General features: G+C 70.4%; 12 protein-coding genes. 10 read left to right on the top strand and 2 right to left on the bottom strand.

Going from position 1 to position 16,658, the window contains the following annotated elements; genetic code table 11:
• Window positions 1-156: 156 nt before the first annotated feature.
• On the top strand, window positions 157-1,530 hold the full coding sequence (locus ABZZ22_RS00810) for a glycoside hydrolase family 16 protein (protein ID WP_354925783.1): 1,374 nt from the start codon (window positions 157-159) through the stop codon (window positions 1,528-1,530).
• Between the two features lie 23 nt (window positions 1,531-1,553).
• Window positions 1,554-2,570 (top strand): LacI family DNA-binding transcriptional regulator, encoded by a 1,017-nt coding sequence (locus ABZZ22_RS00815; RefSeq protein WP_354925786.1) that lies wholly within the window; start codon window positions 1,554-1,556, stop codon window positions 2,568-2,570.
• A 3-nt stretch (window positions 2,571-2,573) separates the two neighbouring features.
• On the opposite strand, the gene ABZZ22_RS00820 is transcribed toward ABZZ22_RS00815, so the two are convergent.
• Both ABZZ22_RS00820 and ABZZ22_RS00825 read right to left on the bottom strand, forming a co-directional pair.
• The gene (locus ABZZ22_RS00820) at window positions 2,574-3,299 is read right to left on the bottom strand and encodes a response regulator (RefSeq protein ID WP_354925789.1); all 726 of its coding nucleotides are present in this window, start codon (window positions 3,297-3,299) and stop codon (window positions 2,574-2,576) included.
• Window positions 3,296-4,963, bottom strand: a complete 1,668-nt coding sequence (locus tag ABZZ22_RS00825; protein WP_354925792.1) for an ATP-binding protein — start codon at window positions 4,961-4,963, stop codon at window positions 3,296-3,298. Before ABZZ22_RS00825 ends, ABZZ22_RS00820 begins: the two co-directional genes overlap by 4 nt.
• Window positions 4,964-5,049: 86 nt before the next feature.
• Between ABZZ22_RS00825 and ABZZ22_RS00830 the strand changes: the two genes are divergently transcribed.
• The 8 genes from ABZZ22_RS00830 to ABZZ22_RS00865 all read left to right on the top strand — a co-directional run bounded on the left by ABZZ22_RS00830 (window position 5,050) and on the right by ABZZ22_RS00865 (window position 16,653).
• The gene (locus tag ABZZ22_RS00830; protein ID WP_354925795.1) at window positions 5,050-6,063 is read left to right on the top strand and encodes a tripartite tricarboxylate transporter substrate-binding protein; all 1,014 of its coding nucleotides are present in this window, start codon (window positions 5,050-5,052) and stop codon (window positions 6,061-6,063) included.
• A 14-nt stretch (window positions 6,064-6,077) separates the two neighbouring features.
• Window positions 6,078-7,121, top strand: a complete 1,044-nt coding sequence (locus tag ABZZ22_RS00835) for a tripartite tricarboxylate transporter substrate-binding protein (protein ID WP_354925798.1) — start codon at window positions 6,078-6,080, stop codon at window positions 7,119-7,121.
• The gene (locus ABZZ22_RS00840) at window positions 7,118-7,633 is read left to right on the top strand and encodes a tripartite tricarboxylate transporter TctB family protein (RefSeq protein ID WP_354925801.1); all 516 of its coding nucleotides are present in this window, start codon (window positions 7,118-7,120) and stop codon (window positions 7,631-7,633) included. Before ABZZ22_RS00835 ends, ABZZ22_RS00840 begins: the two co-directional genes overlap by 4 nt.
• A gap of 1 nt (window position 7,634) precedes the next feature.
• The gene (locus ABZZ22_RS00845) at window positions 7,635-9,143 is read left to right on the top strand and encodes a tripartite tricarboxylate transporter permease (protein ID WP_354925804.1); all 1,509 of its coding nucleotides are present in this window, start codon (window positions 7,635-7,637) and stop codon (window positions 9,141-9,143) included.
• A 43-nt stretch (window positions 9,144-9,186) separates the two neighbouring features.
• Window positions 9,187-9,540, top strand: coding sequence for a universal stress protein (locus tag ABZZ22_RS00850; protein ID WP_354925807.1), 354 nt, complete (start codon window positions 9,187-9,189; stop codon window positions 9,538-9,540).
• A gap of 122 nt (window positions 9,541-9,662) precedes the next feature.
• The gene (gene rimO / locus ABZZ22_RS00855; RefSeq protein WP_354925925.1) at window positions 9,663-11,066 is read left to right on the top strand and encodes a 30S ribosomal protein S12 methylthiotransferase RimO; all 1,404 of its coding nucleotides are present in this window, start codon (window positions 9,663-9,665) and stop codon (window positions 11,064-11,066) included.
• 10 nt (window positions 11,067-11,076) lie between these two features.
• Entirely contained in the window at window positions 11,077-11,721 is a 645-nt protein-coding gene (pgsA, locus tag ABZZ22_RS00860; RefSeq protein WP_354925810.1) for a CDP-diacylglycerol--glycerol-3-phosphate 3-phosphatidyltransferase, read from the top strand.
• A 186-nt stretch (window positions 11,722-11,907) separates the two neighbouring features.
• The gene (locus ABZZ22_RS00865) at window positions 11,908-16,653 is read left to right on the top strand and encodes an ExeM/NucH family extracellular endonuclease (protein WP_354925813.1); all 4,746 of its coding nucleotides are present in this window, start codon (window positions 11,908-11,910) and stop codon (window positions 16,651-16,653) included.
• The last annotated feature ends 5 nt before the right edge of the window (window positions 16,654-16,658 follow it).

The following is a 16,658-nucleotide window of genomic DNA, read 5'->3' on the forward strand; positions in this document are numbered from 1 at the left end:
CGGCGTTGATTTCGGTCAGGACGCGCCGGCTCGGCGGGTTGTTAAAGAGTTCGCCATTTGGTGACGCGGGTCACATCGGCTTTGGGACCATCATCCGAGAGAGCGCTCTCACGAGTCGCCAGGACTCGTCGCTCGTTCCTCGGAAAGCGAGTCATCATGAGAAGTCTCAAGGCAATAGGAGCCGCCGTCATCGCGGCCGGCGTGGTCGCGGTGGCGGTCCCGCTGACCTCGCTCGGGCAGGCGTCGCAAGCATCGGAACCGGGCACCCCGGCAGGCTGGACGAAGGTGTGGAGCGACGACTTCACCGGGGCCGCCGGCTCGCGGATCAACACGAACGACTGGACCTACGACATCGGCCACTCCTACCCCGGCGGTGCCCCCAACTGGGGCACGGGGGAGATCGCGTACCACACCGACAGCACCCGGAACGTCTACCAGGACGGCAACGGCAACCTCACCATCAAGCCGATCCGCGACAGCGCCGGCAACTGGACCTCCGGGCGCATCGAGACCACTCGCGCCGACTTCGAGCCGCCCGCCGGCGGGGTGCTCCGCGTCGAGAGCCGCATCCAGATGCCGAACGTCACCGGCGCGGCAGCCCAGGGCATCTGGCCGGCCTTCTGGATGCTGGGGGAACCCTTCCGCGGGAACTACTGGAACTGGCCGGGCATCGGCGAGATCGACATCATGGAGAACGTCAACGGCGCCAACCAGGTCTGGGGCACGCTGCACTGCGGCACCTCACCCGGCGGCCCGTGCAACGAGACCACCGGCCTCGGCGGGACCCTCCAGGGCTGCCCGGGCTCGACCTGCCAGTCGTCGTTCCACACCTACGCCATGGAATGGGACCGCAGCACCAGCCCGCAGCAGATCCGGTTCTACGTCGACAACACGCACTACCACACGGTCCGCTCGGACCAGGTCGACGCGACGACCTGGAACAACGCGACCAACCACGGCTTCTTCATCATCCTCAACGTCGCGATCGGCGGCGGCTGGCCCGGCAGCCCGACCTCGGCGACCGCCTCCGGCGTGCCGATGCTGGTCGACTACGTCGCGGTCTACTCCAAGGGTGGCGGCGGCACCACCGAGCCGACCGACCCGCCCTCCACGGGTGACCGGGACGCCTACTCGACCATCCAGGCCGAGTCCTACAACGCCCAGAGCGGCACCCAGACCGAGGCGACCACCGACACCGGCGGTGGTCAATCCGTCGGCTATCTCGCGAACGGCGACTGGCTTCGCTACGACGGCGTGAACTTCGGCTCGAGCGCCGCCCGTACGTTCTCCGCACGGGTCGCCTCCGGCGCGCCCGCGGGAGTCAGCGGCCTGGTCGAGGTACGCCTCGACAGCGTGAACAACGCCCCGGTCGGCAGCTTCTCGGTGGCCGACACGGGAGGCTGGCAGAGCTGGCGTACGGTCCCGGCCAGCATCACCGGGGTGACCGGCACGCACACGGTCTATCTGCGGTTCACCAGCGGCCAGCCGGCCGACTTCGTCAACCTCAACTGGTTCACGTTCTCCCGGTGAGCGGGAGGCGATAGGTTCCATTCATGACCGAGACCCCGGCCGGCCGACCGACGCTGGAGACGGTGGCGCGGGTGGCCGGGGCCTCGCGAGCGACGGTCTCGCGCGTCGTCAACGGCTCCGTGACCGTGCGCCCCGACGTCGCCGAGAGCATCCGCCGGGCCATCGCCGAACTCGGCTACGTGCCGAACCCGGCGGCGCGGAGCCTGGTGACGCAGCGTACGGACTCCATCGCCCTGATCCTGCCGGAGTCCGCGACCCGGGTCTTCTCCGACGACGCCTTCTTCCCGGGCGTGATCCGGGGCGTGGGGGAGGCACTGGAGAAGGCGGACAAGCAGCTGGTGCTGCTGCTCGCCTCGACGCAGTCGAGTCACGACCGGATCCTGCGCTACGTGCACGGCCGCACCGTCGACGGTGTCGTGCTCGCCTCGATGCACGGCGCCGACACGCTGCCTGAGGAGCTGCGGGCGGCGGGCGTCCCGGTCGTCACCAGCGGGCGGCCGCTGGGCGAGGCGACCGTGCCGTACATCGACGTCGCGCACGCCAGCGGCGTGCGGGCCGCGATGAAACACCTCATCGGTCTCGGCCGGCACCGGATCGCGACCATCTCCGGTCCGCAGGACATGGTCGCCGGGCGCGAGCGCCTGGCCGGCTACCTCACCGGCCTCGAGGCGCTGCCGGGGGCCGTGCCGCTGATCGAGGAAGGTGACTTCATGCGCCAGTCCGGGATCGACGCGATGGAGCGGCTGCTGGAGCGCGATGCCGGCATCGACGCCGTCTTCGCAGCCTCCGACCTGATGGCCGACGGCGCCCTGCGTACGCTGCGCCGGCTCGGCCGCCGGGTGCCCGACGACGTGGCGGTGATCGGGTTCGACGACGTCGAGGCGGCCCGCTTCACCGACCCGCCGCTGACGACGGTGCACCAGCCGATCCACGAGATCGGCACCCGCCTCGCCGAGCAGATCCTCCGCCTGGCAGCGGGGGAGGCGGTCGAGGCGTCGGTGGTGCTCCCTACGCGCCTGATGATCCGCGAGTCCGCCTGAGCCTCAGGCGTCACTGGTGCGGTAGCGGCGCTCGGGTCGCCCGGCGGTGCCGTAGTTGAGCCGTACGCCGATCCGGCCCGTGCTCGCGAAGTGCTCGAGGTAGCGGCGGGCACTCACCCGCGAGACGCCGATCGCCTCGGCGCACTCGGTGGCGCTGAGCTCGCCGGCCGCCTGCAGCGCGGCCAGGACGGCCTGAGCGGTCTCGGCGCTCAGCCCCTTCGGCAGCCGTTCGCGGGTCTCCCGTGCGCCCTGGTGGCTGAAGACCTCGTCGATCCCTGCCTGGACCTCGTCGCGGTGCTCGGCGCCGTCGGTCCCGCGGGCGCGCTGTCCGATCCGGGCGAGCGCCTCGCGGGAGCGGCGTACGTCGTCGAGCCGGGCGGCCAGGTCCTCGAAGGGGAACGGCTTCACCACGTAGTGAGCGGCCCCGCCGGCAGCGGCCGCGCGCACGGTGTCGGCCTCGCGGGCAGCGGTGATCACGATGACGTCGGCGTCGTCTCCTCGTCCGCGCAGCCGGCGCAGCAGCTCGATGCCGCTGAAGTCGGGAAGATGCACGTCGAGCAGCAGCACGTCGGGGGAGAGTCGAGCGGTCTCCGCCAGCGCCTGGGAGCCGGTGGCGGCCACGCCGACGACCCGGAATCCCTCCACGCGCTCGACGAAGCGGGTGTGGATCGAGGCCACCATGAAGTCGTCCTCGACCACGAGCACGGTGAGCTCAGGTGTGGATGTCATCGGGCTTCCTCGGGGTCGGTGGTGGCGGGTGCTGCGAGCGGGACGGCGCCCGGGAGCGTCGCGACGAAGACGGCTCCGGGACGCTGCGCAGACCCGCTATTCTCCACCTCGACCTCTCCGCCGCGCGTGCGGCACACCAGCTGCACCAGTGCAAGCCCCACGCCGCGGCCGCTGGCGTCTCGTGGCTTCGTGCTGAAGCCTCGCCGGAAGATCTCCGGCAGCCGCTCCGCAGGCACCCCGCCGCCGGTGTCGGAGACCCGGACGGTCACGGTCTCGCCCGCAGCCGTCAGGCGTACGCCGACCCGGCCGTCCAGCGGCCCCACCATCGCCGCTGCGTCGACGGCGTTGTCGACCAGGTTGCCGAGGACGGTCACCACGTCGGCGGACCCGTCGGGGGTGAGCCGCGGCAGCGCGCTCGACGCCTCCAGCTCGATGCTCACCCGCCGTTCGGCGGCGAGACTGGCCTTCGCGATGAGCAGCGCGGCCACCGCGGGGTCGTCGATCCGGGAGGTGATGTGGTCGCTGAGCGCTGCCCGGCGCGCGGTCAGCCCGGTGACGAAACGGCCTACCTCGGCGTACTCCTCCAGCTCCAGCAGCCCGGTGATGGTGTGCAGCTGGTTGCTGAACTCGTGGGTCTGCGCCCGCAGCGTCTCGGTGACGCTCTCGCGCGCGTTCAGCTCGCTCTGCAGCGCCACCAGCTCGGTCCGGTCGCGCAGGGTGGTGACCGTGCCGGCGGGGCGGCCGTCGTGATGGACCCGGTTGCGGTTGAGCACCAGCACCCGCTCGCCGGCGACCAGCGGTGCGTCGTGCACCTCCTCGGCCCCGCTGAGCAGGGCGAGAGTGTCGGCGGGCAGGTCGAGCTCGTCGAGGCGGCGGCCGGTCGGGTCCGAGGTCAGCCCGAGCAGGCCCCTGGCGCTGTCGCTCATCAGGCTGACCCGACCGTCGGCTCCGACGGCCAGCACGCCCTCGCGGATCGAGCGCAGCAGGCCCTCGCGATGGTCGGCGAGAGCGGCTATCTCGGTCGGCTCGAGTCCTCGGGTGCGGCGCTTGATCAACCGGGCCAACGCCCAGGAGCCGAGGAGCCCGAGGGCCAGACCGGTGCCCAGGACAGCGAGCACGTCGGCGGTGGTGTTGGCCAGCCGTTCGGTGAGTGGCGGATAGCGCTGGGTGACCACGACGGCGCCGACGAGCTCGGGTGGGCTGGCGTCGGCACCGCTGGTCCCGCCTCCGTACACCGGCACCTGGGCGGCGATGTTCTTGGCGCCGAGGTCGGTGATGTCGCCCGTCCAGGTGCGTTCCGGTGGCCCGCCGAGGTCCACCCGCTCGCCACGACGTGTCGGGTCCGTGGCGGCGAGCACGGTGCCGTCCAGAGAGACCAGGTAGGCAGCCCCGGCTCCGGCGTTGTCGGCACGGGTCTGCAGGTAGAAGCCGAGCGCTCGCGGGTCGATGTCACCCGCGGCTCCGTCACGGATCGCGGCGATTCCGGCAAGCGACTCCGCGGCGGCCCGGAGCCGGTTCTCTCGTGCGTCGCGGAAGTCAGCCTCGCTCTGCCGGAGCGAGACGATGCTGACCACGACGACGACCAGGAGCAGGACACCACACTGGAGCACGAGGAACTGCCCGGCGAGGCTGAGAGGGCGGCCATGGCGTCGAGCCGAACCCACGGATCGCTCGTATGACCACAAGTTCCACAACCTCCTTTGGTTGCACATTGCTGACGGGGACCGGAGCGACCTGTGACCATCGCCACATGCCGAATTCATGCCCGCACCAGTCTCCAGTGTGGCGCACCCGCGCCGCCGTGGTGGCGGTCGCGCTCGTCGTGCTCGGCGCACTCACCGGTTGTGGGGCGAACCGTGATGCCGCAACCGCCGAGCTGGAGATGTGGATCCCGAACAGCCCCGGAGGAGGTTACGACCTGACCGGTCGAGCCGCGGTCGGGGTCCTCGAGCGGGAGGGCATCACCGGTGGCGAGCTGCGGGTCACGAACGTCCTCGGCGCCGGCGGCACGGTGGCGATGTCCCGGCTGATGAGCGAAGCGGGCAACCCGAACCTGATGATGACGATCGGGATGGGCGTGGTCGGGTCCAGCCGCTCGTACGGGGCGGACGCCCGTCCGCAGGATGCGACCGCGCTGGCCCAGCTGATCGAGGAGCCCGAGGGCGTGCTCGTGCAGGCCGACTCGCCGTTCCGCACCATCGAGGATCTGGTTGCGGCCTGGACGAAGGATCCCGGCTCGCTCCTGATCGGTGGCGGGTCGGCGCTCGGTGGCCCGGATCATCTCTTCCCGATGCGGTTGGCTCAGGCCATCGGCGTCGACGCGAGGCAGGTGCGGTACACCCCGTACGACGGCGGCGGTCCGCTCACCAGCGCTCTGCTGTCGCACGAGGTGCAGGTCGGCTTCTCGGGGCTGGCGGAGTTCGAGGGGCAGATCGACTCCGGTGAGCTCCGGGTCCTCGCCACCTCGGGTCGCGAACGGGTGCGCCTGACCTCGTTGGAACGCGTTCCGACGCTGAGCGAACGGGGCATCGACCTGGTCTTCACGAACTGGCGCGGAGTGCTCGCTCCTCCCGGCCTCAGCGCCGATGAGACTGACCGGCTGGTCGGGTTTCTCACCCGGATGCGGCAGTCGGCGCGGTGGGAGCGCGTGCTGGCGCAGAACGGCTGGACCGACCGGTTCCGCACCGGCGAGGAGTTCGAGGAGTTCCTCGCCGCCGAGGACCGGCGGGTGGCCATGACATTGAACGAGTTGGACCTGCTGTGAACGAGGGAGAATCCATGGAATCCGACGGCGCGGCCGGACCGGCCGCTGTGCAAGACGCCCCAGGCGGAGGTGAACACCCGGGCCGGGCGCGGCTCGGCATGGCGGTGTATGCCGTGATCGCGGTGGTGGTGATCTCGCTGGGGGTCGTGGCGTCCGTGCAGCGCGCGGGTGCCGCTACCGACATCCGCCACAAGGCGACCCTGATCGCCCCCGCAGCTGCCGGCGGCGGCTGGGACACCTTCATGCGCGAGTCGCAGAACTCGATGCGTGAGAACGAGCTCGCCACCAACATCCAGGTGCTCAACGTGCCCGGCGCGGCCGGCACGATCGGGCTGACCCGGCTGGCTCAGCTCGACGGGCGCGCCGATGTCGCGATGGTCGGAGGAACCGGCCTCGTGGCCGGCGTGGAGCAGACGGGGTCGACGGTGAAGATGTCCGATGTCACCCCGATCGCACGAGTGGTCGAGGAGTACGACGTGGTGGTCGTTCCGGCCGACTCGCCCTATGAGAGCCTCGAACAGCTGATCTCGGCGTGGAAGGCCGACCCGGGCGAGGTGGCGTTCACCGGGGGTGGGAGCTTCGACCAGCTGGTGATGGCCCAGCTGGCGAAGGCCGCTGGCATCGCCCCCGGCGACGTCACCTACATCCCGAAGTCCGGTGGCGGCGAGGTCGCGCAGGCCCTGGTCACCGGCACCGCGGACGCGGCCACCTCGGGCCTTCCCGACGTGCGGGACCAGATCGAGGGCGGTCGCCTGCGTGCCCTCGGGATCGCCGCCGAGCGGCCCGTCGAGGGGGTCGACATCCCGACACTGCTCGACGAGGGCTACGACGTCACCCTGGCCAACTGGCGGGCCGTCTTCGCCCCTCCGGGGATCACCGACGAGGAGGCCGAGGTCATCCGGGACACCTTCGAGGCATCCACCGAGACCGCGGAGTGGGCTGACGCCGTCGACCGCAACAAGTGGACCGAGGTGTGGCTGGACGGCGAGGAGTTCGAGGACTTCCTGCGTGACGAAGAGCAGCTGGTGGCCGACCTGTACGAGGAGCTGGAGCAGTGAACACCGAAACCGTCGATCGGCCGGCCCGCGGTGCCGGCGGCGGCCTCCGCGGCCGCGGAGGCCTCGTGATCCCGCTGATCATGGCCCTGGTGAGCACGTACGTCGTGATCGGCATCGCGATGATGGAGGTGCCGCCCGACACGACCTTCCCCGGCCCGAAGTTCTTCCCGACGATCCTGGCGGTGGCGGGGTACCTGCTGGCGGCGCTCCTGACGCTGCACTACCTCCGGAACCCCGACGAGAAGGCCGACCAGACCGAGTACCGCACCTACAGCGACTGGACCGCGTTCGCCTGGGTCGTCGGCGGGCTCGTCGTCTTCATCCTCCTGCTGGACCTGCTCGGCTGGATCGTCGCCGGCGGCCTGCTGTTCTGGTGCGTGACCCGGGCGTTCGGCAGCAGTCGTCCCGCCTTCGACATCTCGGTGGCGCTGCTGGTGTCGAGCGCCATCTATCTGATCTTCGGCGCAGGCCTGGGCCTGCCGCTGCCGTCCGGGATCCTGGGAGGGCTCTGACATGGAACAGTTGAACCTGCTGCTCGAGGGGTTCAGCGGCGCGCTGAGCCCGATGAACCTGCTCTGGGTGCTGATCGGATGTCTGATCGGCACCGCGGTCGGGGTGCTGCCCGGCCTGGGCTCCTCGATGGCGGTGGCCCTGCTGCTGCCGATGACGTTCGCCCTGGACCCCACCGCCGCCTTCATCCTCTTCGCCGGCGTGTACTTCGGCGGACTCTTCGGCGACTCGACCATGGGGATCCTGATGAACACCCCAGGTCAGGCCTCGGCGATCGCCACCACGATCGAGGGACACGCCATGGCCAAGGCCGGCCGGGCGCCCCAAGCCCTGGCCGTCGCGGCGATCGGTGCCTTCATCGGAGGCATGGCGGCCTCGGTCGTCGTGGTCTTCCTGGCCCCGACCCTGGCCGACCTCTCGGCGAACTTCGGCCCCGCCGAGTTCTTCGCGCTCTCCCTGCTGGCCTTCGGCGCGATCTCCTCGGTGGTGGCCGACTCCGTGGTCAAGGGCCTCACCGCGCTGGTTCTCGGTCTGATCATCGCCACGGTCGGCATCGACGCCATCTCGGGCGCGGAGCGGCTCACTGCCGGCTCGATGAACCTCTTCGACGGGATCTCGCTGGTCGTGGTCGCGGTCGGCATGCTGGCGCTCGGGGAGATCCTCAACGTCGTCACCCGGATCCGGCGCGACCCCAAGCCCGAGCAGCTCGGCGCTTCCGGCGACCGTGCGTACCTCTCCAAGAGCGAGATCAAGGAGGCGATCCCGGCCTGGGGTCGCGGCACGGCGATCGGACTGCCTTTCGGGGTGATCCCGGTGGGCGGCGCCGAGGTGCCGACCTTCCTGGCCTACGACGTCGAGCGACGCATCGACCGGCGTCGCAAGGTGCCTGTGTTCGGCAGAGGCGCGCTGCGGGGCGTGGCCGCTCCCGAGGCTGCGGGCAACTCGACCACCGGGATGGCGATGGGTGCGCTGCTGGCGCTCGGCCTGCCAGTGTCGGCCACAGCGGCGATCATGCTGGCGGCCTTCCGCCAGTACGGCCTGCAGCCGGGCCCCCTGCTCTTCGACAACTCGCCCGAGCTGGTCTGGGCGCTGCTCGCGAGCTTCTTCATCGCGATGATCGTGCTGCTGATCATCAACCTTCCGTTCGCCCACCTGTGGGCCAAGCTGCTGCTGATTCCACCGCCGTATCTGTACGGCTCGATCGTGCTCTTCTGCGGTCTGGGCGTGTACGCCACCGGACTGTCACGGTTCGACCTGCTGCTGTTCCTGGCCATCGGCTGTCTGGGCTTCGCCATGCGGCGCTACGACGTCCCGGTCGCGCCGTTGCTGATCGGGATGGTCCTCGGGCCGCTGGCTGAGACCAGCATGCGCGACGCACTGCTCGGCTCCAACGGTGACTACGCCATCTTCGTCTCCGGGCCGATCCCGTTGGTGCTCTACGCACTGCTGCTCGTCGTCGTCGGGCTCAAGGCGCGCCAGGCCCTGATCGGCCGAGCACGCCGCGACGTCTGAACGTGACCCATCCCATCCATCTCGACCATCCAGGAGTGAAACCATGACCGTGATCGTCGCTCGCACCGATACGCCCGAAAGTGCCGCGGCTCTGCGCGCCGGCCTCGAGGAAGCGCGCCTGCGAGAAGAGGACCTGGTGGTCTTCAACCTCGACGGGGTGCAGCTGGACCCCACCGACGAGCACCTCGACGGTGTGCCGGTCTCCTTTGAGGTGCCTGGCCCGCATGACCGCGACGCGGTCGGCAGCCTGTTGGATGCGGCCACCCGGCACGGCGCCTCCCGGCTGGTGATCGGGGTCAAGCACCGCACCCCGACCGGCAAGCTGCTCTTCGGATCGATGGCGCAGAAGCTGTTGCTGGAGGCCACCGTGCCGGTGCTCGCCGTGAAACCCAGCTGAGCCCCGCACGACGGACGCAGGTGCGAGGGTTCGGTCTCCGGGGCGTGTGCGCGTCATACTTCACGGTGATGAGCACTGCGACCGAACCCTCCGCCGAGACCACGCCGACCGACGAGCCGCTGGTGTCGGTGGCGATGGTGACCCTCGGGTGCACCCGCAACGAGGTCGACTCCGAGGAGCTCGCCGGCCGGCTGACGGCCGGAGGCTTCCGGCTGGTCGCCGACCCGGACGAGGCCGACACCGTGGTGGTCAACACCTGCGGCTTCGTCGAGCAGGCTAAGAAGGACTCGGTCGACACGCTGCTCGAGGCCGCCGACCTCAAGGAGACGGGCAAGGCGCAGGCCGTCGTCGCGGTCGGCTGCATGGCCGAGCGCTACGGCAAGGACCTGGCCGCCGAGCTCCCCGAGGCCGACGCGGTGCTCGGGTTCGACGACTACCCCGACATCGCCGCCAAGCTGCGCTCGATCTTGAGCGGCGAGGCCCACCACCCGCACACGCCCCAGGACCGGCGGCTGCTGCTGCCGATCTCGCCGGTGGAGCGCGACGCCTCCGCGATCTCGGTCCCCGGCATGGCGGCTGTGGACCAGGTGCCCGGCTTCGCCGGACGTACGCGGCTCGACGACGCTCCCTGGGCGCCGCTGAAGCTGGCCAGCGGCTGCGACCGGCGCTGCACCTTCTGCGCGATCCCGCAGTTCCGCGGCTCGTTCGTCTCGCGGCGTCCCTCCGACGTGCTCCACGAGGGGCAGTGGCTGGCCCAGCAGGGCGTCAAGGAGCTCTTCCTGGTCTCGGAGAACTCCACCTCCTACGGCAAGGACCTCGGCGACCTCCGGCTGCTCGAGACGCTCCTGCCGGAGCTCGGGGCCATCGACGGCATCGAGCGCGTCCGCGTCTCCTACCTGCAGCCCGCCGAGACCCGCCCCGACCTGCTGAAGGTCATCGCGACCACGCCGGGCGTGGCGCCCTACTTCGACCTGAGCTTCCAGCACGCCTCCAACGCGGTCCTGCGCCGGATGAAGCGCTTCGGTGACCCGGAGAGCTTCCTGGGGCTGCTCGAGCAGATCCGCGGGTACGCGCCGGAGGCCGGCGTGCGCTCCAACGTGATCGTCGGCTTCCCCGGTGAGACCGAGCAGGACCTCGAGATCCTCACCGACTTCCTGGTCGCCGCGCGCATGGACGTCACCGGCGTCTTCGGCTACTCCGACGAGGACGGCACCGAGGCCGCGGCCTTCGACGACTCGCTCAAGCTGGACGAGGACGAGATCCGGGCCCGCGTCGAGCACGTCAACGAGCTCGTCGAGGAGCTCACCGCCCAGCGCGCCGAGGAGCGGATCGGGGAGCAGGTCGTCGTGCTCGTCGAGGAGGTCGCTGACGGCGAGATCCTCGGCCGGGCCCTCCATCAGGGCCCCGAGGTCGACGGGATGACCTCGCTCGAGGGCGCGGTCGAGAACGTACGTCCGGGTGATCTCGTGCCCGCGACCGTCATCGCCTCCGAAGGCGTCGACCTGGTCGCCTCGGTGAACGGTTAAGGTGCAGCCCGTGAACGCCGAGCCCGAGAATGCCGATGCCGCCGCGAAGACCAGCAACTGGAACGTACCCAACGCGCTGACCACGCTGCGGATCCTCGCGGTGCCGTTCTTCGCGTGGGCCCTGCTAGCTGACGGCGGCGACAACCCGACGCTGCGCTGGGTGGCGTTCGTGATCTTCGTGCTCGCGATGATCACCGACAAGATCGACGGCGACCTGGCGCGCAAGCACAACCTGGTCACCGACTTCGGCAAGATCGCCGACCCGATCGCCGACAAGGCGGTCACCGGCATGGCCCTCATCGGGCTCTCGATCGTCGGCGACGTGTGGTGGTGGGTGACCATCATCGTGCTGCTGCGCGAGTGGAGCGTCACCCTGCTGCGGCTCTCGGTCCTGAAGAGGATCGTGATCCCGGCCGACGAGCTCGGCAAGATCAAGACCACCGTGCAGGCGGTCGCCCTCGGCGGCCTGCTGCTCCCGCTGCCGCACGGCTCGGCGCACGGCGGCGCCTTCGGTGACGCCCTGGTCTGGGAGATTCTCTTCTACGCGTTCCAGGTCTGCCTCGCGGTCGCGGTCGCGCTGACCATGTGGTCGGGTGCCCAGTTCTTCCACGGCGTGTGGAAGCAGCGGGCGTCGCTGCGCGGCGACGCCGGGTAGCACCGAGTGGTCTGGACCATTTCCGCTCGTTGTAACTCCGTTACCTGACGTTCACCCCAAGTCGCACCCACCGAGACGTACGCCGGGTTAGAGTCACGTCGTTTCGGTCGGTCCTCAGCGATCGCACTGATCGGGCAGGCCGGCTGGCGCACTCACTCTTTCACCTCATGCGGGGAGTCGTCTTTCATGCTGTCAGCACGCACACTGCTCGGCTCGGCGGTGGGCCTCACGGTCGCCACCGCCGGTCTGTTCGCAGTGGCTGTCCCGGTCGCGCAGGCCTCACCTGCGGGGGACCGCCTGGTCATCTCCGAGGTCTACGGCGCCGGAGGCAACTCCGGCGCTGTCTACAACGCGGACTTCGTCGAGATCTTCAACCCGAGCGCCGAGGCGATCGCCCTCGACGGTCTGGCCATCCACTACCGCTCCGCCGGCGGCGGCAGCGGTGGCACCCCACAGGCACTGTCCGGCTCGGTGCCGGCCGGTGCGCACTACCTGATCCAGATGTCGGCGACCGGCGCGACCGGCGAGGCGCTCCCCACCCCCGACCACGCCGCGTCGCCGCCGTTCTCGATGGCTGCGGCAGGTGGGCAGGTCGCCCTCCAGGAGGGCACCGCAGTGATCGCGACCTCCGGGTCGACGGTCGGTGTGGAGGGCGTCGTCGACTTCTTCGGTACGTCGGGCGCCGCCTCCTTCGAAGGCGCACCCGCGGGGGCCACCGCCACCGCCACCCAGTCGCTGAGCCGCACCGGCGGCGCGGACACCGACGACAACTCCGCCGACTTCACCCGAACCGCGCCGACCCCGACCCCGTCGGGCGGCGGCGAGGATCCCGGTGACCCCGAGGAGCCCGGCGACCCGACCGAGGCCACCCCGGCCGAGATCCAGGGCGAGGGCACCACCAGCCCGCTCGTCGGCGAGACCGTCACCACCGACGGCATCGTCACCGCGGCGTACCCCTCTGGTGGGCTCGCCGGTTTCTACCTCCAGACCGCGGGCACCGGCGGCGAGCGCTCACTCGCCGACCACCCGGCCTCCGACGCGGTCTTCGTCTACCAGACGCAGGCTGCCGGCCCCGTCACCGCCCAGCCCGGCGACAAGGTCACCGTGACCGGCCTGGTCAAGGAGTACGCCGGTCTGACCGAGGTCGAGGTCAGCGCCGCCGCCGACATCGTGGCCGACGGCACCGGCGAGATCGAGCCGGTGACGAGCGAGTGGCCGCGTACGGCCGCGCAGAAGGAGTCGCTGGAGGGCATGCTCTTCGCGCCCGGCGACCTCACCGTGGCCGACACCTACACCGGCTCCACCGTCTACGGCGAGCTGGGTCTCGCCGCCGGCGACAAGCCGCTGACCCAGCCGACCGAGGTCGCCCGTCCGGGTTCGGCGGAGGCCGCCGCCGTAGCGGCCGACAACGCCGCCCGCCGGATCATCCTCGACGACGGCCGCTCCACCTCCTGGCGGGTGCCGACCGACGCCGACCTCCCCTGGCTCTCCAACGACGCCCCGATCCTCGTCGGTGCCGCAGCCGACCTGGACCCGGTCATCTTCACCGAGGGAGGCTCGCCCTCGGCCCCGACCTATCGGCTCCAGCCGACCGCTCCGATCGACGCCGACCCGTCGACGTGGCCGGCCGAGTTCGAGAACCGCCGTACCGAGGCCCCCGACGCCGCCAAGCTCGGCGACGCCGACCTGAAGATCGCCTCGTTCAACGTGCTCAACTACTTCACCACCCTCGGCGACGCCGACGACGACAACGTCGGTGACGGCGGCTGCAGGGCCTACGTCGACCGTGCCGGCGACGGCAACCACGTCTCCGGCGGCTGCGACCAGCGTGGGGCCTGGGACCCGGAGGACTTCGAGCGTCAGCAGACCAAGATCGTTGCTGCGATCAACGCGCTCGATGCCGACGTCGTCGGCCTGATGGAGATCGAGAACTCCACCTCGCTCGGTGAGACGCCGGGCGAGGCGACCGAGTCGCTGGTCGCCGCGCTGAACGCCGATGCCGGCGAAGGCACCTGGGCCGCCAACCCGATCTCCGGGCAACTCCCCGACAGTGGCCTGGACGTGATCACCAACGCGATCATCTACAAGCCCGGTTCGGTCGAGAGGGTCGGCGAGTCGCTCGCACTGGGCGACCAGAGCGACGACGGCCAGGCCTTCGGCAACGCCCGCGAGCCGCTCGGGCAGATCTTCGAGCCGGCCGATGGCGGCGCGCCGTTCCTCTTCGTGGTCAACCACTTCAAGTCCAAGGGCTCGGCCGGCCCGTGGCCGGGCGACGGCGACACCGGCGATGGCCAGGGTGCCTCCAACGAGTCCCGAGTGCGCCAGGCGACCGCGCTGCGCGACTGGGTCACCTCGGTTCAGGAGGAGACGGGTGTCTCCGACGTCGCGCTGGCCGGCGACTTCAACGCCTACACAGCCGAGGACCCGCTGCAGGTGCTCTACGAAGCCGGCTACGCCGACTCCGAGCAGGTATCGGGCAACGAGGAGTACAGCTACCTCTTCTCCGGTCTGGTCGGCTCTCTCGACCACGTGCTGCTCAACGGGTCGCTGCAGGCTCGGGTGACCGGCACCGACATCTGGAACGTCAACTCCGGCGAGTCGATCCTGAAGGAGTACAGCCGCTACAACTACACCGGCACCGACCTGCACCAGGACGGTCCGTGGCGCTCCTCCGACCACGACCCTGTGGTCGTCGGGATCTCCGCGGAGGCGGCACCGGTCGACGTACAGCTGCTCGCCACCAACGACTTCCACGGCCGAATCCAGGCCAACGGCGCCGAGGCGGGTGCCGCAGTGCTCTCCGGGGCGGTCAAGCAGCTGCGTGCGGAGAACCCCAACACGGTCTTCGCGGCTGCCGGTGACCTGATCGGCGCATCCACCTTCGAGTCGTTCATCCAGCACGACAAGCCGACCATCGACGCGCTCAACGAGGCGGGTCTGGAGGTCAGCGCGGTGGGCAACCACGAGTTCGACGCAGGCTACGACGACCTGGTCAACCGGGTGATGGCGGAGTACGACGCCGAGACCAACCCCGAGGGCGGTGCCGAGTGGGCTTACATCGGGGCCAACGTCACCCTCAAGGAGACCGGCGACCCGGCCGTCCCGGCGACCTGGATCAAGGAGATGTCCGGAGTCAAGGTCGGCTTCGTCGGAGCGGTCACCGAGGAGCTCCCGGCCCTGGTGTCGCCGGCCGGCATCGCGGACCTCGAGGTCGGTGACATCGTCGAGTCGACGAACACGTACGCCGACGAGCTCAAGGAGCAGGGCGCCGACCTCGTCGTCATGCTCGTCCACGAGGGCGCCCCGTCGATCAACTGCGCCGCGATGGACAACCCCGGCACGACCTGGGGTGACATCGTCACCGGTGTCAACGCCAACGTGGACGCCATCGTCTCGGGGCACACCCACCTGGCGTACGACTGCTCCTTCCCGGTCACCGAGTGGTCCGATCGCGAGGTCAAGGAGCGTCCGGTGGTCTCCGCCGGGCAGTACGGCATCAACCTGAACCGGCTCGTCTACACCGTCGACCCGTCCACCGGCGACGTCGAAGGGCTCTCGACGAGCCTGGTCGCGCTGGCCGGTGGCGGCTTCGAGCCCGACGAGGCGACGGCGCAGATCGTCTCCGACGCGGTCGCGCGGGCCGATGAGCTCGGCGCCGAGGTGCTCGGCCAGATCGAGGCGCCGCTCAACCGTGCCAAGCTCGCCAACGGCACCACCGAGAACCGCGGCGGCGAGTCGACACTCGGCAACATGGTGGCAGAGGTGCAGCGCTGGGCGACCTCGTCGCCGGAGGCGGGCGAGGCCCAGATCGCGTTCATGAACCCCGGCGGGCTGAGGGCCGACATGGCCGGCACTGCGGCGGGCGATGCTCGTGACCTCACCTACAAGCAGGCCGCGCTCGTGCAGCCGTTCGCCAACACGCTGGTCAACATGGACCTCACCGGCGAGCAGATCAAGACCGTCCTGGAGCAGCAGTGGCAGCGCGACGCGTCCGGCGGCGTGCCGTCGCGGCCGTTCCTGAGGCTGGGTGCCTCCGACGGGTTCACCTACACCTACACCCAGTCCGACGACCCCGCTCGTCCGGGGACGCCGCTGGGAACGGTGACGGGGATGTGGCTCGACGGTTCGCCGTTGGACCCGGAGGAGACCTACTCGGTCACGGTCAACTCGTTCCTCGCCTCAGGCGGTGACAATTTCCACGAGCTCGCAAACGGTGCCGACAAACGCGACACCGGCAAGATCGACCTGTCCGCGATGGTCGACTACCTCGCCGAGCAGACCGCCGAGGCACCCCTCCCGGGCGACTACGGCCAGCGGGCCGTCGAGGTCGCGTTTCCTGCCGACGCTCCCGAGGAGTACGCGCCCGGCGACACGGTCACCTTCGACCTCGCCTCCCTGGCGATGACGGGCCAGGACCTCACCGATGCGTCGGTCGAGGTCAGGCTTGGTGACACCGTCCTCGGCACCGCCGAGGTCGACAACACCGTCGGGACGGCGACGTACGACGACCACGGCGCCGCCTCGGTCTCGGTGGCTCTGCCCTCGACGGTCGTGCCGGGTCCGGCCCAGCTCACCGTCGTCGGCTCGACGACCGGGACGACCGTGCTGGTGCCGCTCACGGTGGCGGAGGCGGCGCCGCCGCAGGCCCCGGCCTGGGACGCGCGCACCGTCTACGGCGCCGGTGACGAGGTGACCTACGCCGGTTCGCTGTGGCGAGCGCTGTGGTGGACGTCGAACCAGAAGCCCGGCGACCCCTACGGCCCCTGGCAGGAGATCGTCACGGCCGCGGACGGCACTGCCACCTGGACGCCGTCGCGGATCTTCACCGCCGGTGACGTGGTGGTCCACCAGGGCAAGCGCTACGAGGCCAAGTGGTGGACCCGCAACCAGCGGCCGGGTGATCGACACGGTCCCTGGAAGCCGCTGAGCTGAGCAGG

Source organism: Nocardioides sp. NPDC006273 (assembly GCF_040613495.1).
GTDB lineage: Bacteria > Actinomycetota > Actinomycetes > Propionibacteriales > Nocardioidaceae > Nocardioides.